The organism is Micromonospora thermarum, assembly GCF_012034245.1.
Classification (GTDB): domain Bacteria; phylum Actinomycetota; class Actinomycetes; order Mycobacteriales; family Micromonosporaceae; genus Micromonospora; species Micromonospora thermarum.
The window spans coordinates 23,778-43,741 of the sequence record NZ_JAATEO010000031.1 but is presented as its reverse complement, the minus strand read 5'-3'; the positions used below and the strand labels follow the sequence as shown (position 1 = coordinate 43,741).

Genomic DNA, 19,964 nt, shown 5'->3' with positions numbered 1-19,964 from the left:
GTGACGAGCGATCCCTACGGCGGGTTCCGCCCGCGTAGCCCGTCGGGGCTGTTCCCGTCCGGGCCCCCGGCGCGGCCCACCTACCGGGAGCCGCACCCGGTCTCCGGCGCCGGTGTCGCCCTCGGTGGCGCCGGCGCGGCGGCCTGGCTGCTGCTGTTCGGGCTGCTCGGCACGAGCGTCCGGACGTACGCGTGGTGGACGATCGTCGCCGGTGGCCTCGCCTGGCTGGTCGCCCTCCTGCTGGTGCGCCACGGCGACCGGGGAGTGGGCGCCGGGATCGCCATCGTCACCGGCGGCGGGTGGAGCATCGCGGCGGTGATCGTGGTGGCCCGGTGGGCGACGAACGGCGACTGGCCACTCTGGTGACGTCGCCGTCCGTCGTGGCGCGGCTGCGCAGCGAAGCCCGTCTTGACGTGACCGTGTAGGCTGCCGCACTCTCGGCGGTATGGCCTGGACCACTCCGCGGCTCGACCCTGAGCGCAGCCGCCGCCGCCTGCAACTCCTCGCCGAGTTGGCGGGTGCCCGGGCGGTACGCCAGCGGGAGCGGCCGCAGCGTCTCCGCAGCGAGCGACTGAAGCAGCTCATCGCCACCCGGCGACGCCTCGCCGGTTGACCCGACTTTCCCCAGGATTGGCCGGCCCTTCGGGGCGTTGACCGGTCGCCTGCCGACCCGACCGGCTAACGTGCACGCGTAACGGGTCGGCTGTAGGGGCGCCGAGGCAGTTTGGGGGGACCGTGTCGTATTTCGCTGCGGCGGTGGTGCGCGACGAGAGCGGCTGGACCGCCGCCGAGGTGAGCCTGCGCGGGGTCACCGACATCGACGAGGTCGCCGAACGCTTGCGCGACGTCGACCCGGACGCCGACCTGTCGCTGCTCTTCGTCGAGGCCGAGGACGCGTACCTGGTGATCCTGCGTCTCGACGAGGGCGAGGACCTGCGGGTCTTCGGGTCCGACTCGGCCTACGCGGAGGAGTCCCGCCTGGGTGCCCTGCTGGTCGGCGATCTGAAGGCCTCGGTCACCGGTCTGGACGAGGCCGAGGAGGCCCGCCCGGCCGGCGGCGACGAGGAGAGCGAGCAGCCGGCCGTGGACCCCGAGGCGGACCCGGTCGGCGACGCGGACATCCTCGCCGACCTGGGTATTCCGTCGGCGAAGCTGCTCGCGCTCTGCATCCACGAGGGCATGTTGCCGGCCGACGTCACCGCCGAGATCTGCACGGTGCTCGGCTGCGCCGACGAGGTCGAGGAACTGCGTGAGGTCTGAGCCGGGCGGGTCCGGTCCCGCGGCGGGGGGCGCCCCCCTTCCGCACGGCGGCGAGCCTGCCGACGCCACCGACCCCGCCCTGGAGACGGTGCGGCCCGGGCAGCCGACGCCCGGCCGGGCCGCGCGCGTCGGCCCCGGGGCGGACGAGGGACTGGCCGACCCGGACGACGCCGGCCGCCGGCAGCGGTACGAACTCTGGATGCGCCGGGCGCTGGAGATCGCCGTGACCGGGCCGGACACGGCGGCCACCGCCGACGACATCCCGGTGGGGGCCGTGCTCTACGGCCCGGACGGCGCGGAGCTGGCGACCGGCCGCAATGAGCGGGAGCTGACCGGCGACCCGACCGCGCACGCCGAGGTGCTGGCGCTGCGCCGGGCGGCCGAGCGGCTGGGCCGCTGGCGGCTCGACGGCTGCACCCTGGTGGTCACGCTGGAGCCGTGCACGATGTGCGCCGGCGCGCTGGTGCTGGCCCGGGTCTCGACCGTTGTCTTCGGGGCCTGGGAGCCGAAGACCGGCGCGGCCGGCTCACTCTGGGACGTGCTGCGCGACCGCCGGCTCAACCACCGCCCGGAGGTCTACGGCGGCGTTCTCGAGACCGAGACCGCCGCAGTGCTGCGCGCCTTCTTCCGCTGAGGGGGTAAGGAAGCGGCCCTCGTCGACGCCCCGCGGTAGTGGAAGGGCCCCTTCCTAACGCTCCGGGCGGAGCAGGGTGGCGGCCACCGCCCGCGCGGCGTCGGTCCAGGGCGCCGGCCGCATGGTGGCCGGGTCGAGGCGGACGATCGCCCGCCGGCCCTCGGCGTACACGGTCGTGCCGTCGACCGAGCGGAACTGGAACGCGTACTCGGCGCTGCTGGTGCCGAAGCGGTCGAGCCAGAAGTGCACGGCGACCGGGCCGGTGCCGGTGATCGGCGCCCGGAACGTGATCGCGAACTCGCGGACCGCGTGGAAGACGTCCGGCGCGCTGCTCGCGCCCTGGAAGGCGACGCCCCGGTCGGCCCAGTACGGGGTCAGCGCACGCTCCAGGAGCACCGCGTACCGGGCGTTGTGCAGGATCCCGAGGGCGTCGAGGTCGTCGAAGTGCACGGTGACGTGCTCGACGTGACCGAAGTCGACCGCGGGCGGGTCGGCGAGGGCGTGGCTCATGTGAGGCCTTCCGATAGCAGGGTCGGGTCCGGGCAGAGCGCCCGGAGGCGGTCCAGCAGGCCCTGGCGGGCGTGCCGGTAGGCGGCGTCCGGATCCAGCAGCCGGGACTGCATCGCGGCACTCATCCCGAGCGCGTCGATCTCGTACGCCAGCTGGGCGACGTCCAGATCGGCGGCGAGCTCGCCGGCGTCGACCGCCTGCTGGACGAGCTGTTCGAGGAAGGCCGTCCACCGGGCGTACGCCTCGGCCAGGCGGTCCCGCACCGGGCCGGGGCGGGCGTTGAACTCGAACTGGGTGTTGGCGAAGAAGCAACCGCCGGGGAGTACCCGCGCCGCGTAGAAGTCGATCCTGGCCTCGTGCAGCGCCCGGAGCCGGCGTACGCCGCGCGGGGCGCGCAGCGCCGGCTCGACGATCCGCTCCCGCCACTGCTCCACCGCCCGGTCGATCGCGGCCAGCTGGAGCGCCTCCTTGGATCGCCAGTGCGCGAAGAGCCCGGACTTGCTCACGCTCAGCGTGTCGGCGAGCTGCGCCAGGCTGAGCCCGTGCAGGCCGGCCTCGGTGGCCAGCACCACGGCCGCGTCCAGCGCGGCCGTGCGGGTTCGTTCACCCCGGGCGAGGCGTCCGTCGACGGTCATGGGGGCAGCGTACTCAATTAGCACGACCGGTCGTATTGTTTTCGGTCGTGATCGCGCTCACCCTCCTGACGCACACCGCCCCGCCACCCGGACGGGCGGCGGGGCGGTGGTACCGGGCCTCGATCAGGCGATGATCGTGTCGAGCGCGATCTCCACCATCTGGCTGAACGTCTGCTCCCGCTCCTGCGACGTGGTCTTCTCGCCGGTGCGGATGTGGTCGCTCACGGTCAGGATCGTGAGCGCGCGGGCCTTGAACCGGGCCGCGATCGTGTAGAGCGCCGCGGACTCCATCTCCACCGCCAGGACGCCGTAGTCGGCGAGGGTGTCGTAGAGGTCCGGCCGGTCGGTGTAGAAGGCGTCCGCCGCCAGGATCGGCCCGACCCGCATGGTGATGCCGCGCCGCTCGGCCACCTCGACCGAAGTGCGCAGCAGCCCGAAGTCGGCGACCGGCGCGTAGTCGATCAGCCCGTCGAAGCGCATCCGGTTCATGTTCGAGTCGGTGGACGACCCGATCGCGGCCACCACGTCGCGCAGCCGGAGGTCCTCGGTGAGGGCGCCGCACGAGCCGACCCGGATCAGCGACTTCACGCCGTACTCGTTGACCAGCTCGTGAGCGTAGATCGAGGCGGACGGCATGCCCATGCCCGAGCCCTGGACGGAGACGTCGACGCCGTTCCAGCGGCCGGTGAAGCCGAGCATCCCGCGGACGGTCGAGTAGCACTGGGCGCCCTCGAGGTAGGTCTCCGCGATCCACTTGGCCCGCAGCGGGTCACCCGGCATCAGGACCCGCTCGGCGATCTCTCCCGGCTTCGCGCCGATGTGCGTACTCATGGCAAGGATCCTGCCAGGCCGCCCAGCGGCATACCGGTTCGGCGTCCGATCCCGCGGTCCTGTACCCTACTCGGCGGTGGTGTGTCCGAGTGGCCTAAGGAGCACGCCTCGAAAGCGTGTGAGGGTGCAAGCCCTCCGCGGGTTCAAATCCCGCCGCCACCGCTCGTGAAATGCGAGGACGCCCGGTCGATCCGTAGGGATCGACCGGGCGTTCCGCTTCTGGTCCCGCCGCTGCTCGAAGACCGGATCGGCCTGTCCGCGGCTGTCCCGCAGCAGCCTGGCGGAGTTCGACCCGCCCCTGGCGCCCCGCACAGCCGGTTATGCCAGGGTGAGCAGCCGCTTTTCCTCGTCGTACCGGTTCCGGGCGTGCGATTTTGAAATGTTGAGCCGAAATGTTTCGTGGCGGCGTTTGGCGGCCGGTCGACCGGATCGCCAGGTCTGGCTGACGGGGAATAGCTCGACCTACTCGATCAGGCGGGGGCGATTACTCAAATAGGCTGGCCCGCTACTCGATCTGGCGGGCTGACTACTCGATTATGTATGGCCGGCAGGACTGATCGCGCACGTAACACTTAATGAGCCCGATGGCCGGTGCGGGGGAGCGGTACCGAGCGCCGCCGAAAATGTTCGCCAAACACTGCGTCCGCAGCAGAGGATCACGCCGGGTGGTGACCCGGATACACCGAATGATGTACCATCCGCTGTGGCAAAAGGGCTCAGGTCATCGCACGGCAGGCTGGTGCCGAGAACGGCACCGGATAGACGAATGCATCTGCGGGAGAACGATGGTGTTCGACACTGAGGGTTGCCTCCGGCAGATTATGGCAATCCGCGGCGCCCTCGGTGCCAACCTGGTGGACTTCACCAGCGGGCTCAGCGTCGGCGCCGCCGGGCGGACGCCGAGCGAGGACCATCATGTGACCGCCGCGGGCGTCTCGAACGTGGCGCACTCGGCCTTGAGTACCGCCGCCTTCGTGAGCACCGGTCAGGTGAACCACGTCGACGACATCGTGGTCTCCGCGGAGAACGGTTACCACCTGATCCACTTCGTCGGCGGCCGCCCGCATGCCCGAATGGCGCTCTACGTCTGGCTGGACCGGGCGCTCGGCAACCTCGCGATGGCCCAGCGCCATCTGCGTTCGACCGCCGCGGAACTCGTCGCTGGCTGATCGCCACGTCTTTGCTGTGTTGCTCACCCGAGAGGTTCGCCGAGTTGAGCACTCCCGTTGTGTCGCAGCCGTCCCGCCACCTGCGCGACACCTTGGAGACCTGGTGCGCCATGGGGGTGACCGGGGCCATCCGTGTGCTTGCCCCGCCGGGTGGAACCCTCTACGTGGCAGACGGGTGGATCACGTACGCGGAGTGCCCGTCGGCGTGCGGCGTGGACCGGCTGCTGACAGCGTCCGGGCGGTTGCCCGTCGCCTCCTGGCGCGAGGCCGTCGCGGCCGGCCGGGCGAGCCATCGCGTCGGCGAGAGGCTGGTGCAGGGTGGCCTGCTGACCCCGGTCGAGCTGGAAGCGACGGTCCTCTCGGCCCTCCACGGCGCGGCCCTGTTCCTGCTCTGTCTGGACAGCGCGATACGCCTCGACATGGGCGAGACGCCGGCGATCGGCCCGGTGGTGCGGGTGGATCTGAGGGACGCGTGCGCGGAGGTGGATCGCCGACGCCGTGCGCTCGACGACGCCTGGCCGGATTCACGGATGGACACGCACGCCGTGGTGCCGGTGCGGTCGCTGTCGGGGCACCACGTCGGTCTCAACGCGCTGCAATGGGAGATCGTGGCGCACGCTGATCGCCGTCGTACCCCGATTGATCTGGCCCGTTCCCTGGGGCGCGACACGTTCGCCACCCTGCTCGAGGTCCGCAGGATGGCCCGGGCAGGCCTGGTGGGGCCGGGTCGGCCCGGCGGCAGGGGCGCCGCCGGACGGTGGATCGGCGCGGGAGACCACTCGTCGGCCGACGCGACGGCGCCCGATGACGGGATCGGTACCGGAGAGGACGCGGACGAGCAGGCGCTTGAGCCGCCCGCCCACCCCGCTCCGGCCGGGGCCGAGCCGGCACCACTCGCCGTCGTTGCCGGGGTCGACGCCGGACCTGTACCGCTCTCGGCCGACGACCGCCCCTTGGCGCGCCGCACGGCGTCACCGGTGCGCTGGTCGGACGGGGCGGGACCGTCGCCTGACGTCTGCCCGGTGAGCGTGTTGCTGCGCATTCGCGACGGTCTGGCGGCGTTGTAGTGAGCACCGACCAGCCGCGCGTGGCCACGGAGGCGTACGTGGTGCGGCTACTTCGAAGAATCCGCCCGGGAAGGAGGCGGCCGGTGGCCGCGAGACACAGCACGGACGAGCGGCCGGTAGCCGCATTACCCGACGTGGACGTCCGGCCGGATGCCACTGACGACGTACTCAGCGAGATCCGCGCGTTGAGAGATCGGCTGCCGGACGTGAAGGGCCTGGTGGTGGCAACCGTTGACGGGCTGCTGGTGGCACACGATTCGACCGGGCTGGAGGTGGACACGGTTGCCGCGATGTCCGCAGCGCAGTTGGGGCTCGGCCGGCAGATCGCCCGAGCCGTGAGCAACGGCGACTTCCTGGAGAACGTCACCCGCACCACGCACGGGTACGTGGCCGTGTTCGCCGTCGGCCAGAACGCGCTGCTGACCGTCGTGGCGGGGTCGGACCTCAACCTGGGGCGTCTGCACTACGAGGCTCGGCCGGTGGCGGAGCGGGTGACGGCCCTGCTCGCCTCCGCCGCGCGGTCGTAGGCCGGCGGGCCCGCCGACAACGGGAGGTGATGCGAAACCTCACGCGGCCGTACCGCGTCCCCTGGCGGAGTCTCCGACAGGCCCGCCCCCACCCATCAGAACAACCGGAGGATCTCCATGGCAGACATGGACACCGCATTGAAGGAAGCGATGCAGATCGACGGTGCCGTCGGCGCCGCGGTCGTCGACTACACCAGCGGCATGGCCCTGGGCACGTTGGGCTCGAGCAAGTCCCTCGACCTGACCGTTGCCGCCGCGGGCAACACCGAGGTGGTGCGCGCCAAGATGCGCACGCTGGAGATGCTCAAGCTGAACGACACCATCGAGGACATCCTGATCACCCTCCACAAGCAGTACCACCTGATCCGCCCGCTGAGCGGGCGCAACAGTCAGGGCCTGTTCCTCTACCTGGCACTCGACAAGGGGCGGGCGAACCTCGCCATGGCCCGTCACCAGCTCCGGCGCATCGAAGAGGATCTTCACGTCTGACCGGGAACGGCGGGATGCCCGGCATGATCCTCAGGGATCGGCCGGGCGTCTCGTTTCCGAATCCGTGCCGTCCGGACGACCGTTCCGCCGGTCAGAGCCTCCGGCCGCGCGCGTCGTGGGCGACGATGCCGTCCAGTGGGGTTCCCGGCGCCAGCTGCTGCGGGTCGAACCAGAAGATCACCACCTGTGGGTCTCTGCTCCACTGCGCCAGCCGGGCGGTGGCCTGGCGGCCGTCGACGGTGCCGACGATCCGCTTCGCCGGCCCGACGAAGTACCCGAAGGTGGGCACCGGCGGGCTCGTCGGGACACCCTGGTCGTAGCCGATCGCGTGGAAATCCGGGCCGGCGGTCGCTGCCCTCCACGTCGTTGGCCAGGTAGTCCGAGGTCAGCGTCCCGTCGCCGGCGCGACGGCCGGCGACCAACCCGATCGTCACCCGGGGCTGTCCGGGCAGGTCGACCTGGACGAAGTAGAAGATCCGCTCCTCGCTGCCGTACCGGATCCGGCTGTCCACCACCCGCCGACTTCACCATCTACCTGGCGACCCCGGCACCCGTGACGAGCTGTGCCAGGACCTGGCAGACGGCTACCCCTCCTGCCGAAAGGGCAACCGGGTGGTGCTCAACGTGGCCCGCTGGGTGAAGGGGGTGCCCGGCTACGGGGCCGGCCTCGCCGCCTACCGCCGCTACATGGTCAACCACGAGGTCGGGCACCGCCTCGGCCACGGACACGAGCTGTGCCCCGGGCGCGGCCGGCCGGCCCCGTCATGCAACAGCAGACGCTGGGCCTGCACGGCTGCACGGCCAACGCGATGCCGTACGTCGACGGCGAGCGCTACACCGGTCCTCCGGGGGCCTACGACGACGCCATCCCGCCCGCTGAGCGAGGCCGGCCCGCATGAACGGGAGCCCGCCGGTCGGCGAGGTGTCGGGCGCTTCGTCGTCGGATGACCGGTTCGGCCGATGACGGTCGGTCAACAGGGGCTGTGGCCCTCGTCGAAGGCGCGCTGGGCCCAGTCGGCGTACCCGGCGATGACCTTGCGGACCGTCTGCCCGTCGTGCAGGAAGAGGTACGCCCGGTCGCCGTCGCGGGCGAGCAGGCCGTCGAACCGGTACGTCCCCTGTGGAGCGTCGAGGTGTCGCGCCTCCGGGTAGCGCTCCCGGACCTCGGTGAGCGGCGTGCCGGCGGCGACCCCCTCGGGCGTGCGTACCGGGTCGCCGACCCAGAGCAGCACCAGCCGGTCCTCCACGAAGATCGGGCTGACCGCCTCATGCCCGGCCAGGGTCGGGCCGCAGGCGTCGACGTCCGTCCGGAGTATGCCTCGCCGGGTGAGTTCGTCCTCGGTGTCGCCGAAGTCGACGTCGGCGTCGGCCAGTCCGTCGAGATCGACCACGGTGACCGCGCCGGCCGGTTCGCCCACGCCGATCCGGTCCGGTGAAGCAGGACCGCTGCCCGCGATCGAGGCAGCGGTCATCAGTGCGGCAATGAAGCCGAATTGTCGCAATTTCATGGAATCCCCCAGTCCCCAACGGAACGGGGGCCGTCTGGTTGCTGGTCGATGCCGGATTGCTCCTCTTCCCACTCCTCGGCCAGCTCGTCCCAGTAGTCGACGGTCAGCCCGCGTCGCCCGTGCGCCAGCCAGCCGGCGGTGTCCCGTTCGACGTGCAACCCCACCTCGGCGAACGGGTCGATCCACACGCCGGGCTCCACGCCCAGCTCGACGAGGGCGGCGTTGATCGGCCACTGACCGCGCGGCCCGTCGAACACCGCGTCGAAGCGCGGTCCCCAGGACCGCTCGCCGCCGAGCCACACCACCGCCGCCTGGTGCCCGAGGCCGCCGGCGAACTCCGCCTCGACGTACGCCACCGGCCCGCCCCGGGACCAGCGGGCCAGCACCTCGATCAGCGCGGGGGAGAGCACCAGCGTGAACGGGTGCTCCGGGTCGGGTTCGCCGGCCGCGTAGTCCGGCGGTGCGCCGGTCAGCTCCGCCACCAGTTGTGGGGTCACCGGCAGCAGCGCGAAGTCCTGGCGCAGCCCGCCGAGGACGGCGTGATCCAGCTCTCGGGTCACCTCGCGGAGCAGCTCGACGTCCGCGAGGACCGCGCTGAGCTCGTAACTCATCCGGCGTCCACAGCCTGTGGATGGAACATGTGTACGACGGAGTCCGGATCGGGCGGACCGGCTGCCGGAGCCTCGCCACGGACGTTTCCCACCCGGTCAGTATCGCCGTGACGTCCCCCGGCTCGCTGACCCGTGACCCTGCCTCGGCCGGTCCCCGGCACGATCTTGCCCGCGTACGACGACGGGCCGGCTCCACCGGAGCCGGCCCGTCGATCAGGGTGCGGAGGATACGAGATTCGAACTCGTGAGGGTGTTAACCCAACACGCTTTCCAAGCGTGCGCCCTAGGCCTCTAGGCGAATCCTCCGCCGAACAGGATACAGGTCTCCCCGGGATCGCCCACCCCACCACCCCCGGACGATCGGCCACGGGTCGGGTAAGCTTGCCGTACCCCCCGTGCGGCGTGCATCTCGTGAACCTCCCCAGGGCCGGAAGGCAGCAAGGATAAGCGGGCTCTGACGGGTGCACGGGGGGCCTTTCTGTCTCCGGGTCCCGGTACGGTCCCACCGGGGTGGTGGGTGGTCACCCACGCCGGACCGGCGCAGAATGGCTCGGTCGAGAGGAGGCGGGACGCCGTGGCGCTGGCGCTCTACCGCAAGTACCGGCCGCGTACCTTCGCCGAGGTCATCGGGCAGGAGCACGTCACCGAGCCGCTGTCGCAGGCGCTGCGCAGTGGGCGGCTCAACCACGCGTACCTCTTCTCCGGCCCGCGCGGCTGTGGCAAGACCTCCAGCGCCCGCATCCTGGCCCGCTCGCTCAACTGTGAGCACGGTCCCACCCCCGAGCCGTGCGGCACCTGCGACTCGTGCCGGGCGCTCGCCACCGACGGCGCCGGCTCGATCGATGTCATCGAGATCGACGCGGCCAGCCACGGCGGCGTCGACGACGCCCGCGAGCTGCGCGAGAAGGCGTTCTTCGCGCCGGCCCAGAGCCGCTTCAAGATCTACGTCATCGACGAGGCGCACATGGTCTCGTCAGCCGGCTTCAACGCCCTGCTCAAGCTGGTCGAGGAGCCGCCGGAGTACGTCAAGTTCATCTTCGCCACCACCGAGCCGGAGAAGGTCCTCGGCACGATCAAGTCGCGGACCCACCACTACCCGTTCCGGCTGATCCCGCCGAAGGTCCTCCGGCCGTACCTGGAGCAGCTCACCCAGGCCGAGGGCGTCCAGGTGGAGCCGGCGGTCTTCCCTCTGGTGGTGCGGGCCGGCGGGGGCAGCGCCCGGGACAGCCTCTCCGTGCTCGACCAGCTCATCGCCGGTGCCGGCCCCGGGGGCGTCACCTACGCCCGGGCCGCCGCGCTGCTCGGCGTCACCGACTCCGCGTTGATCGACGAGATGTGTGACGCGCTCGCCGCCGGGGACGGTGCGGCCGCGTACGCCACCGTCGACCGGGTGGCCGAGGCCGGCCACGACCCGCGCCGGTTCGCCTCCGACCTGCTGGAGCGGCTGCGTGACCTGATCGTCCTCCAGCAGGTCCCGGACGCCGTGGCCAAGGGCCTCATCGACGGCCCGGACGACCAGATCGACCGGATGACCGCCCAGGCCCAGCGGCTCGGCCCGGGCACCCTGTCCCGGTGCGCCGACATCGTGCACAACGGCCTGGTCGAGATGCGTGGCACCACCGCTCCCCGCCTGCTGCTGGAGCTGATCTGCGCCCGCATGCTGCTGCCCGGCGCCGACGACACGACCGGCGGGCTCCTCCAGCGCCTGGAGCGCATGGAGCGCCGGCTCACCCTCAGCGGCACCGACGCGCCGCCGGCCGCCGCCGGCTCCGCGCCCGTCCCCGACCCCGAAGGGGTACGCCCGGCGGCTCCCGCCTCGCCCGCGGCTGCCGCCGCGATCACGACCGACCCCGCCGGCCCGCCGGCGGCTCCCGGCGCCCCGTCCGGGGTGGCCGCCGCCCGTGCCGCCGCCGCGAATGCCGGTGCCCGTGCCGGGGTGACCGCCCAGCCGGGTGCCGGCGCCAATGCCAGTGCCGGTGTCGGTGCCGGCGGGACCGTTCAGCTCGGTGCCTCCGGGGCGACCGCCGCACCCGGGGCGGGTGCCCCTGTGGAGTCGTCCCCCGCCCACGACGCCCCGGCCCGCGGGCACTCCGGTCCGGATGCCGAGGCCGCGCAGGCCGGCACCGCCGGGTCGAGAACGGCTGACGCCGGCGCCGCTGCCCGGAGTCGTGCCGGTGCCGGTGACCCGGCGAGCCCGACCCGCCGTGTTCCGCCGTCCGCCGTGATGCCCGACCCGGCGACCCCCGCCCCGCCCCGCCCCGGCGCACCCACCCCGGGTGCCCTGGACGCGGTCGCGGTGCGCCGGGTGTGGCCCGAGGTCGTCGGCAAGGTCAACCGCGCCAACAAGCGGATCGCGGCCCTGATGCGGGACGCGGTCGTTCGCGACCTCGACGGCGACACCCTCGTGCTGACGGTGAAGTCGTCGGTGCTGGCCCGGATGATGTCCGACCACGCCGCGGTACTCACCGACGCGCTCTACGAGGAGCTGGGCGGGCGCTGGCAGATCCGCTGCGAGGTGGCCGGTGAGCGCGGCGGGGTGTCCCTCGGCGGCCCCTCCCGACCGGCCGCCCCGGCCCGACCGGCTGCCGCCACCCCGGCCGCCCCGAGCCCGTCACCGACGCCCGCGCCGACCCGCCCGGACAGCCGGCCGGCGGCCGGCGGGAGTGGGGCCGGAATCTCCGACGGCGAGGACGAGGACTGGCCCGAACCGGCCCGACCCGGTGGTGCCTCTCCCTCGTCGGTCGCCGCGCCCGCCGACGCGGTGGAGGACTGGCCGCAGGCGGCGCGCCCGGGCGGCGCCGGAGCCTCGGCTGACCCCGAGCCGGCCGCGCCGTCGGACGTCGGCTCCGCCCCACAGGACACGGGTCCGCACTCCGGGCCGCCGGTTCCGGCCCCGTCGGCCGCCGTACCCAAGCCGGCCGGGCCGGCGACGCCCCCGGCCGGCGGCGCGCCGGTGAGCAGCGCGATCGCGGCCGCCCGCGCGGCGGCGGCCGGGGCCGGCAAGGGGCCGCGTCCCACCCCGGTGGCGCGGAAGACAGCCGACCCGGACTGGGCCGGGGAGCCGCCGTACGACCCGGACTTCGACGGTCCGGTGCGCGGTGGCGGCACCCCGCCGGCCGCGCCGGTGTACGAGGGGTTCGACCCCGGTGACGAGCCGTTGGACGAGGTGATCGACGAGCGGACCGCCCGCCAGTCCAGCGAGGAGCAGGCGGTACGGCTGCTCCGCGAAGCGTTCGGCGCCGAGAAGATCAACGAGGTCGACGCCCGCTAGCCCGGGGATGATCGACTCGACTTGCCTGAGGTCGGGCTGTCTGGTGGACGCGCACACCCGACTTCAATGAAGCCGAGTGGATCTCAAACCGCCCTTGCATCACCGAGTGCCGGACGACGGTGACAGTCCCCGGCCGCGGCTCGACCGCGCGGAGGAAGTCCGCCGCACCCCGGGCGACGCGTGCCGGGACGCGGGGCGCGGGAGGAGTCGGTCACAGCGACTAGGCTGGGCGGCGGCCGAGCAGACGAGTGCGAGAAGGAGCCATCCGTGCGCCCAGGTGGACAGCCGAACATGCAGCAGATGCTGAAGCAGGCGCAGAAGATGCAGCAGCAGATCGCCAAGGCGCAGGCCGAGCTCGCCGAGGCGGAGCTGACCGGCACCGCGGGCGGCGGCCTGGTCACCGCGACCGTCGCCGGCACCGGGGAGCTCAAGTCCATCAAGATCGACCCGAAGGTGGTCGACCCGGAGGACGTGGAGACCCTGGAGGACCTGGTGGTCGCGGCCGTGCACAACGCGGCGGAGGCGGCCCGGGAGCTGACCGAGAAGAAGATGGGCCCGGTCGCGGGCGGGATGGGCGGCCTCGGCCTGCCCGGTTTCTGAGCCGCCGATGTACGAGGGCGCCATCCAGGACCTGATCGACGAGCTGGGCCGGCTGCCGGGTGTGGGCCCGAAGAGCGCCCAGCGGATCGCCTTCCACGTCCTGTCCGCGGACCCGGCCGACGTGAACCGGCTGGCCGGTGCGCTGCGCAAGGTCAAGGAGCTGGTGCGCTTCTGCACCAGTTGTTACAACGTGGCCGAGTCCGAGCAGTGCCGGATCTGCCGCGACCCGCGCCGCACCGACGAGGTGCTCTGCGTGGTCGAGGAGCCGAAGGACGTGGTGGCCATCGAGCGGACCGGCGAGTTCCGTGGCCGCTACCACGTGCTCGGCGGCGCGATCAATCCGCTGGAGGGGATCGGTCCCGACAACCTGCGCATCCGGGAGCTGATGACCCGGCTGGGCAGCGGCGTGGTGAAGGAGCTGATCCTGGCCACCGACCCGAACACCGAGGGCGAGGCGACCGCCACGTACCTGGCGCTGATGGTCAAGCCGATGGGGATCTCCGTGACCCGGCTGGCCAGCGGTCTGCCGGTCGGTGGCGACCTGGAGTACGCCGACGAGATCACGCTGGGCCGTGCCTTCGAGGGGCGCCGGGCGGTCTGAGGCGTCTCTGAGCAGGCCCGACGGGTCTGACACTGAGAGGTCGGAAGGGTCAGATCGACGTAACAGTTTGGCATCGTGTGGACGGATCGTTAGGTGAAAGCGCCTCTGCGCCTACGATTCGTCGGCCATGTCGCGGCAAAGACACGATCCGATACCAACCGTCCATCGGGCGGTTTCCGCAGCGTCGGCCCGGGAGCTAAGGTTCCGCCCATCGGTGGCCCCGGTCACCGCGTTGTCCGTACCCCCAAGGACGAGGTGAAGCACGATGCGTGCATCCAGGCCGAAGGCCGCTATCGCGGCTGTCGCGGTCGCGGCCCTCGCGGTAGCCGGCTGCGCCGAGAGCGACCGCGACGATTCTTCCGGCGGTAGCAAGAAGGACACCCTCGTCTTCGGCGTAGCCGGAGACCCGAAGGTGCTCGACCCGAGCTTCGCCAGCGACGGTGAGTCGCTCCGTGTGGCACGTCAGGTCTTCGAGACGCTGGTCCGTCCGGAGGAGGGTGGCACCAAGGTCACCCCCGGCCTGGCCGAGTCCTGGACCCCGGACGCCACCGGCACCACGTGGACCTTCAAGCTCCGCTCGGGCGTGAAGTTCCACGACGGCACCGACTTCAACGCCGAGGCCGTCTGCGTCAACTTCAACCGCTGGTACAACGCCAAGGGCCTCATGCAGAGCCCGGACGTGACCGCGTACTGGCAGGACATCATGGGCGGCTTCGCCAAGAACGAGGACGAGACGCTCCCGCCGAGCCTCTTCAAGTCCTGCACCGCCAAGGACGCCACCACGGTCGACCTGAGCTTCACCCGGGTCTCCAGCAAGATCCCGGCCGCCCTGATGCTGCCGTCGTTCTCCATCCACAGCCCGAAGGCGCTGGAGCAGTACGACGCCAGCAACGTCGGTGGCACCGCCGAGGACATCAAGTACCCGGCGTACGCGACGGAGCACCCGACCGGCACCGGCCCGTTCAAGTTCAAGTCCTGGGACGTCGCCAACAAGACGCTCACCATCGAGCGCAACGACGACTACTGGGGCCAGAAGGCCAAGCTGAAGACCCTCATCTTCAAGACCATCTCGGACGAGAACGCCCGCAAGCAGGCGCTGCGCTCGGGTGACATCCAGGGCTACGACCTGGTCGGCCCGGCCGACGTCGAGCCGCTGAAGGGCGAGGGCTTCAACGTCCTGACCCGTCCGGCGTTCAACATCCTCTACCTGGCGATCAACCAGAACGGGAACCCGAAGCTGAAGGACCTGAAGGTCCGGCAGGCGATCGCGCACGCGCTCAACCGCCAGGCCCTGGTCGACTCGAAGCTGCCCCCGGGCGCCAAGGTCGCGGTCAACTTCATGCCGGACACCGTCGAGGGCTGGAACGGCGACGTCACCAAGTACGAGTACGACGTCAACAAGGCCAAGCAGCTCCTCAAGGAGGCTGGCGCCGAGGGTCTGACCCTGCGGTTCCACTACCCGACCGAGGTCACCCGGCCGTACATGCCGAACCCGAAGGACCTGTTCGAGCTGCTCTCGGCGGACCTCCAGGCGGCCGGCATCAAGATTCAGCCGATCCCGCTGAAGTGGAGCCCGGACTACCTGAACGCCACCACCTCCGGCAACAAGCACGACCTGCACTTCCTCGGGTGGACCGGCGACTACGGCGACGGCTACAACTTCATCGGCACCTTCTTCGACCGGCAGAAGGACGAGTGGGGCTACAACAACCCCGCCCTCTTCGAGCAGTTCAAGGACGCCGACAGCACCGCCGACCAGGCGGCCCGGGTGGAGAAGTACAAGGCCCTGAACAAGGCCATCATGGACTTCCTGCCGGGTGTCCCGGTGTCGCACTCCCCGCCGGCGATCGTGTTCGGCAAGGACGTGACCGGCATCAAGGCCAGCCCGCTCACCGACGAGCGGTACGCCACCGCCGAGTTCAAGTCCTGATCTGACGCAAGGACCGCGGGCGGGCGCTGTTTCGACAGCGTCCGCCCGCGCCCCTCCCCACCCATTTCGAGGCCACCGTGTTCCGGTTCATCGTCAGGCGCCTGCTGCAGCTGATACCGACGCTCTTCGGGCTCTCCCTCCTGCTCTTCATCTGGCTCCGCCGCCTACCCGGCGGTCCCGAGACCGCCATCCTCGGCGAGCGCGGCACGCCCGAGATGCGCGCCGCGATCCGTCGCAGCATGGGTCTCGACGAGCCGATCCTGGTGCAGTACGGCCGGTTCGTCCGGCGGTTGATCCGGCTCGACCTCGGCACCTCGACCTCGACCAAGCGCTCGGTGGTCAGCGAGTTCCTGGAGCGCTTCCCCGGCACCGTCGAGCTGACCGTCACGGCGCTGGTGATCGCGATCGGGGTCGGCATCCCGCTGGGCTACCTGGCCGCCCGTCGCCGTGGCCGGCTGCTGGACCACCTGTCGGTCGGCGGGTCGCTGATCGGGATCTGCATCCCGGTCTTCTTCCTCGCGTACGTGTTGAAGGCGATCTTCTCGGAGAACCTCGGCTGGTTCCCGTCCAGCGGCCGGCAGGACCCGACCATCGACGCCACCCGGATCACCAACTTCTTCGTCCTCGACGGGATCATGACCCGGGAGTGGGACGCGGCCGCCGACGCCATCTGGCACCTCGTGTTGCCGGGCCTCGCGCTGGCCAGCATCCCGCTCGCGATCATCGTCCGGATCACCCGGGCCAGCGTGCTGGAGGTGCTCAACGAGGACTTCGTCCGCACCGCCGAGGCCAAGGGCCTGACCGAGCGCACCGTCCGGCGCCGCCACGTGCTGCGCAACTCGCTGCTCCCGGTGGTCACCTCGATCGGCCTGCTCACCGGTGGCCTGCTCTCCGGCGCGGTGCTGACCGAGACCGTCTTCGCGTTCACCGGCATCGGGGCGTTCATCTACGACGCGATCAACCAGCGCGACTACCCGGTGCTGATGGGCTTCATCCTGATCATCGCGGTGGTGTACGTGCTGGTGAACCTCCTGGTCGACCTCTCCTACAGCCTGATCGACCCGAGGGTGAGGGTCCGATGACGATCACCGCCGGCAAGAAGAAGGAAAAGCTGGACCGGCTCGCCGAACTGGCCGGCCGGGACGACGAGCGCGGTGTCAGCCTCTGGAAGGAGGCGTTCCGGCGGCTGCGTCGCAACCCCGCCGCCATCATCGGCGCCGTCATCCTGGCGATCTTCGTCCTGGTCGCGCTGATCGGGCCGTTCCTGGTCCCGTACAGCCCGACCGACACGATCGGCATCCGGGAGGGTCTGATCCGGCCCGGCACCATTCCCGGTGCCGACGGCGACCACTGGCTCGGCTACGACCACCAGGGCCGGGACGAGTTCAGCCGGTTGATCGTCGGTGCCCGGCAGACGCTGCTGGTCGGCGTGGTCTCCACGTTGATCGGTCTGGCCGTCGGCGCGGTGATCGGCGGCGTCGCCGGTGCCGCCGCCGGCCTCGGCGGCCGGTGGGGCCGGGCGATCGACAACGCCCTCATGCGCGTCATCGACATGATGCTCGCCCTGCCCAGCCTGCTGCTCGCGGTGAGCATCGCCGCCCTGCTCGGGGCCAGCCTGACCACGGTGATGATCGCGGTCGGCGTGGTGTCGGTGCCGGTCTTCGCCCGGCTGCTGCGCGGCTCGATGATCTCCCAGGCCAACAGCGACTACGTCCTCGCCGCCACCTCGCTCGGCGTCAAGAAGCCGAAGATCGCGCTGAGTCACGTGGTGCCGAACTCGCTCGCCCCGGTGATCGTGCAGGCCACGCTCACCCTGGCCACCGCGATCATCGAGGCCGCCGCGCTCTCGTTCCTCGGCCTCGGCAACCCCGACACGGCCGTGCCCGAGTGGGGCGTGATGCTCGCCGACGCGCAGCAGTACCTCGGCATCCGCCCCGGCCTGGCCATCTACCCGGCGGTCGCCATCATCATCACCGCGCTCGGCTTCACCCTGCTCGGTGAGGCGATGCGCGAGGCCCTCGACCCGAAGCTGCGGAAGTAGGTCTGCCATGGCACTGCTCGATGTGGACGACCTCTCCGTCACCTTCGCCCGGCGCGGTCAGCGGACCGTGCACGCGGTCGACGGGGTCTCGTTCTCCGTCGACGCCGGTGAGGTCGTCGGCCTGGTCGGCGAGTCCGGCTGCGGCAAGAGCGTCACCTCGCTGGCGATCATGGGCCTGCTCCCCAAGCAGCCCGGCACCCGCGTCGGCGGCAAGGCCGTCTTCGACGGCACCGACCTGCTCCAGCTCGACGACCGCTCCCGCCGGGATATCCGCGGTCGCGACGTCGCGATGATCTTCCAGGACCCGCTCTCGTCGCTGAACCCGGTCATCCCGATCGGGCTGCAGGTGACCGAGGTGCTGGCCCGGCACCGCGGGATGAAGGGCGCGGCGGCGGAGAAGGAGGCGGCCGCGCTGCTGGACCGGGTCGGCATCCCGGACCCGACGCGCCGCCTGAAGGAGTACCCGCACCAGCTCTCCGGCGGTATGCGGCAGCGCGCCCTGATCGCCATGGCGGTGGCGTGCCGGCCCCGGCTGCTGATCGCGGACGAGCCGACCACCGCCCTGGACGTCACCATCCAGGCGCAGATCCTGGAGCTGCTCAAGGAGTTGGTGCGGGACTCGGGCACCGCTCTCGTGATGATCACGCATGACCTGGGCGTGGTGGCCGGCATGTGCGACACCATCAACGTGCTCTACGCGGGCCGGGTGGTGGAGACGGCGCGTCGGCGTCCGCTGTTCCGGGAGCCACGGCACCCGTACACCGTGGGTCTGCTCGGCTCGGTGCCCCGCCTGGATGCGGGGCGCGGCGAGCGCCTGACCCCGATCCCCGGCTCGGTGCGCGACGTGCTGCCCTGGCCGGACGGCTGCGCGTTCGCCCCGCGCTGCTCCCGGCGCGTCGACGCCTGCGTCGGCGAGCCGCCGGCGCTGGTGCTCGCCCACGACGGCCGCAGCTACCGGTGCGTGAACCCGGCGCCGCTGCCCGGGATGACGCCGGCCGAGGAGATCCGCGGCGCGGTGCCCACCGATGCCACGCCCGGCTCGGTGCCGGCGCAGGCCGTCCCGAACGACCCGCCCGCGGTGCCCGGCCTCGGTCCCGCCCCGCGCGAGGAGGACGCACGTGACTGAGAACGAGATCCTCGTCGAGGTACGCGACCTGAAGGTGCACTTCCCGATCAAGCGGGGCGTGCTCTTCGACCGGACGGTCGGCCACGTCAAGGCGGTCGACGGGGTCGACCTTCGGATCCCGCGCGGGAAGACGTACGGCCTGGTGGGCGAGTCCGGATGCGGCAAGTCCACGCTCGGCCGGGCGCTGCTCCAACTGACCCCGCCCACCGACGGCGAGGTGGTCTTCGACGGCGTCGAGCTGACGACGCTGCCGGCGGGCCGGCTGCGGTCGATGCGCCGGCGCATGCAGATGATCTTCCAGGATCCGATGTCCAGCCTGGACCCCCGGCAGAACGTCGAGTCGATCCTCACCGAGGGCCTCCAGACCCACGGGATCGGCGGCAACCGGGACGAGCGGCGGAAGATCATCGGCGAGACGCTCGACAAGGTGGGCCTGCCCCGCTGGGCGCTCTCCCGCTACCCGCACGAGTTCTCCGGCGGCCAGCGGCAGCGCATCGGCATCGCCCGGGCGCTGGTGCTCGGCCCCGACCTGATCGTCGCCGACGAGCCGGTCTCCGCGCTCGACGTGTCGATCCAGGCCCAGGTGGTCAACCTCCTCGACGAACTCCAGGAGAGCCTCGGCCTGACCTACCTGGTGATCGCCCACGACCTGGCCGTCGTCCGGCACATCTCCGACACCGTCGGCGTGATGTACCTGGGGGCGCTGGTCGAGGAGGCGCCGAGCGACCGGCTCTACAGCGAGCCGCTGCACCCGTACACGCGGGCGCTCATGTCGGCGGTGCCGGTGCCGGACCCGGACGTCGAGGACCGCCGGGAGCGGATCCTGCTCGCCGGTGACCTGCCCTCGCCGGCCAACCCGCCGGCGGGCTGCCGGTTCCACACCCGCTGCCCGTGGGCGCAGCCGACCCGCTGCGCCGACGAGCGGCCGGCGCTGCGCGAGATCGGTGGCAGCCGGGTGGCCTGCCACTGGGCCGAGCAGATCGCCAGCGGGGAACTCCGCCCGCACAAGGTCGAGGTGCAGATCACCCGCCCGCTCGACGAGGGCGAGGACCCGCACGCCGTTTCCGCGCCGAGCGAACCCGGCTCGTACGTCTGAGTGAAAGGAAGGGCCCCTTCTTAACGCCTGGCGTATAGGAAGGGGCCCTTCTTAACAC

At 71.6% G+C, this 19,964-nt stretch carries 23 protein-coding genes, 2 tRNA genes and 1 other RNA gene; 19 read left to right on the top strand and 7 right to left on the bottom strand.

Annotated features, from left to right (window positions below; all coding sequences use genetic code 11):
- From HCJ94_RS23990 to HCJ94_RS23975, 4 genes are all read left to right on the top strand, one after another.
- Entirely contained in the window at positions 1-366 is a 366-nt protein-coding gene (locus tag HCJ94_RS23990; RefSeq protein ID WP_168003300.1) for a hypothetical protein, read from the top strand.
- Positions 367-445: 79 nt separating this feature from the next.
- Positions 446-613 (top strand): hypothetical protein, encoded by a 168-nt coding sequence (locus HCJ94_RS23985; protein WP_168003299.1) that lies wholly within the window; start codon positions 446-448, stop codon positions 611-613.
- 122 nt (positions 614-735) lie between these two features.
- Positions 736-1,260 (top strand): tRNA adenosine deaminase-associated protein, encoded by a 525-nt coding sequence (locus tag HCJ94_RS23980; RefSeq protein ID WP_168003298.1) that lies wholly within the window; start codon positions 736-738, stop codon positions 1,258-1,260.
- A gap of 199 nt (positions 1,261-1,459) precedes the next feature.
- Entirely contained in the window at positions 1,460-1,894 is a 435-nt protein-coding gene (locus HCJ94_RS23975) for a nucleoside deaminase (protein ID WP_168003320.1), read from the top strand.
- A gap of 54 nt (positions 1,895-1,948) precedes the next feature.
- On the opposite strand, the gene HCJ94_RS23970 is transcribed toward HCJ94_RS23975, so the two are convergent.
- From HCJ94_RS23970 to deoD, 3 genes are all read right to left on the bottom strand, one after another.
- Positions 1,949-2,404, bottom strand: coding sequence for an acyl-CoA thioesterase (locus HCJ94_RS23970; protein ID WP_168003297.1), 456 nt, complete (start codon positions 2,402-2,404; stop codon positions 1,949-1,951).
- On the bottom strand, positions 2,401-3,039 hold the full coding sequence (locus tag HCJ94_RS23965; protein ID WP_168003296.1) for a TetR family transcriptional regulator C-terminal domain-containing protein: 639 nt from the start codon (positions 3,037-3,039) through the stop codon (positions 2,401-2,403). Before HCJ94_RS23965 ends, HCJ94_RS23970 begins: the two co-directional genes overlap by 4 nt.
- Before the next feature lie 123 nt (positions 3,040-3,162).
- Positions 3,163-3,870, bottom strand: coding sequence for a purine-nucleoside phosphorylase (deoD, locus tag HCJ94_RS23960; RefSeq protein WP_168003295.1), 708 nt, complete (start codon positions 3,868-3,870; stop codon positions 3,163-3,165).
- 75 nt (positions 3,871-3,945) lie between these two features.
- On the opposite strand from deoD, the gene HCJ94_RS23955 reads away from it, so the two are divergent.
- The 5 genes from HCJ94_RS23955 (at position 3,946) to HCJ94_RS23935 (ending at position 7,122) form a co-directional block, all read left to right on the top strand.
- A tRNA-Ser gene (locus HCJ94_RS23955) sits at positions 3,946-4,032 on the top strand.
- 527 nt (positions 4,033-4,559) lie between these two features.
- Entirely contained in the window at positions 4,560-5,039 is a 480-nt protein-coding gene (locus HCJ94_RS23950) for a hypothetical protein (RefSeq protein ID WP_168003294.1), read from the top strand.
- Between the two features lie 212 nt (positions 5,040-5,251).
- The gene (locus tag HCJ94_RS23945; RefSeq protein ID WP_168003293.1) at positions 5,252-6,106 is read left to right on the top strand and encodes a hypothetical protein; all 855 of its coding nucleotides are present in this window, start codon (positions 5,252-5,254) and stop codon (positions 6,104-6,106) included.
- 83 nt (positions 6,107-6,189) lie between these two features.
- Positions 6,190-6,633 carry a roadblock/LC7 domain-containing protein gene (locus tag HCJ94_RS23940; protein ID WP_309227405.1) on the top strand — a complete coding sequence of 148 codons (444 nt, stop codon included), beginning with the start codon at positions 6,190-6,192 and terminating at the stop codon, positions 6,631-6,633.
- Between the two features lie 117 nt (positions 6,634-6,750).
- Positions 6,751-7,122 (top strand): hypothetical protein, encoded by a 372-nt coding sequence (locus HCJ94_RS23935; protein ID WP_168003292.1) that lies wholly within the window; start codon positions 6,751-6,753, stop codon positions 7,120-7,122.
- Positions 7,123-7,213: 91 nt separating this feature from the next.
- On the opposite strand, the gene HCJ94_RS30485 is transcribed toward HCJ94_RS23935, so the two are convergent.
- Positions 7,214-7,411, bottom strand: a complete 198-nt coding sequence (locus HCJ94_RS30485) for a hypothetical protein (protein WP_240944465.1) — start codon at positions 7,409-7,411, stop codon at positions 7,214-7,216.
- Positions 7,412-7,596: 185 nt separating this feature from the next.
- Between HCJ94_RS30485 and HCJ94_RS23925 the strand changes: the two genes are divergently transcribed.
- Positions 7,597-8,070, top strand: a complete 474-nt coding sequence (locus HCJ94_RS23925; protein WP_373684441.1) for a DUF3152 domain-containing protein — start codon at positions 7,597-7,599, stop codon at positions 8,068-8,070.
- Positions 8,071-8,093: 23 nt separating this feature from the next.
- Here the strand turns inward: HCJ94_RS23925 and HCJ94_RS23920 are convergent, their stop codons facing one another.
- From HCJ94_RS23920 to HCJ94_RS23910, 3 genes are all read right to left on the bottom strand, one after another.
- Complete coding sequence (locus tag HCJ94_RS23920) at positions 8,094-8,594, bottom strand: thioredoxin domain-containing protein (protein WP_168003291.1); 501 nt, start codon at positions 8,592-8,594, stop codon at positions 8,094-8,096.
- 32 nt (positions 8,595-8,626) lie between these two features.
- Positions 8,627-9,241 carry a hypothetical protein gene (locus HCJ94_RS23915; protein WP_168003290.1) on the bottom strand — a complete coding sequence of 205 codons (615 nt, stop codon included), beginning with the start codon at positions 9,239-9,241 and terminating at the stop codon, positions 8,627-8,629.
- Between the two features lie 221 nt (positions 9,242-9,462).
- Positions 9,463-9,547 (bottom strand) — tRNA-Ser (locus HCJ94_RS23910).
- Between the two features lie 81 nt (positions 9,548-9,628).
- Here HCJ94_RS23910 and ffs point away from each other — a divergent pair.
- The 9 genes from ffs to HCJ94_RS23865 all read left to right on the top strand — a co-directional run bounded on the left by ffs (position 9,629) and on the right by HCJ94_RS23865 (position 19,906).
- Positions 9,629-9,719: signal recognition particle sRNA small type (ffs, locus tag HCJ94_RS23905), an RNA gene on the top strand.
- Between the two features lie 96 nt (positions 9,720-9,815).
- The gene (locus HCJ94_RS23900; protein WP_168003289.1) at positions 9,816-12,512 is read left to right on the top strand and encodes a DNA polymerase III subunit gamma and tau; all 2,697 of its coding nucleotides are present in this window, start codon (positions 9,816-9,818) and stop codon (positions 12,510-12,512) included.
- A gap of 291 nt (positions 12,513-12,803) precedes the next feature.
- On the top strand, positions 12,804-13,112 hold the full coding sequence (locus HCJ94_RS23895) for a YbaB/EbfC family nucleoid-associated protein (RefSeq protein ID WP_240944469.1): 309 nt from the start codon (positions 12,804-12,806) through the stop codon (positions 13,110-13,112).
- Positions 13,113-13,119: 7 nt separating this feature from the next.
- Positions 13,120-13,713: a recombination mediator RecR gene (recR, locus tag HCJ94_RS23890; RefSeq protein ID WP_168003287.1), complete on the top strand. Its 594-nt coding sequence runs from the start codon at positions 13,120-13,122 to the stop codon at positions 13,711-13,713.
- Positions 13,714-13,978: 265 nt separating this feature from the next.
- The gene (locus HCJ94_RS23885) at positions 13,979-15,643 is read left to right on the top strand and encodes an ABC transporter substrate-binding protein (RefSeq protein WP_168003286.1); all 1,665 of its coding nucleotides are present in this window, start codon (positions 13,979-13,981) and stop codon (positions 15,641-15,643) included.
- 77 nt (positions 15,644-15,720) lie between these two features.
- Positions 15,721-16,725 (top strand): ABC transporter permease, encoded by a 1,005-nt coding sequence (locus HCJ94_RS23880; RefSeq protein WP_168003285.1) that lies wholly within the window; start codon positions 15,721-15,723, stop codon positions 16,723-16,725.
- Positions 16,722-17,684: an ABC transporter permease gene (locus HCJ94_RS23875; protein WP_168003284.1), complete on the top strand. Its 963-nt coding sequence runs from the start codon at positions 16,722-16,724 to the stop codon at positions 17,682-17,684. The genes HCJ94_RS23880 and HCJ94_RS23875 overlap by 4 nt, the downstream gene beginning before the upstream one ends.
- A 7-nt stretch (positions 17,685-17,691) precedes the next feature.
- On the top strand, positions 17,692-18,810 hold the full coding sequence (locus HCJ94_RS23870) for an ABC transporter ATP-binding protein (protein ID WP_168003283.1): 1,119 nt from the start codon (positions 17,692-17,694) through the stop codon (positions 18,808-18,810).
- Positions 18,803-19,906: an ABC transporter ATP-binding protein gene (locus HCJ94_RS23865; protein ID WP_168003282.1), complete on the top strand. Its 1,104-nt coding sequence runs from the start codon at positions 18,803-18,805 to the stop codon at positions 19,904-19,906. Before HCJ94_RS23870 ends, HCJ94_RS23865 begins: the two co-directional genes overlap by 8 nt.
- Positions 19,907-19,964: the final 58 nt, after the last annotated feature.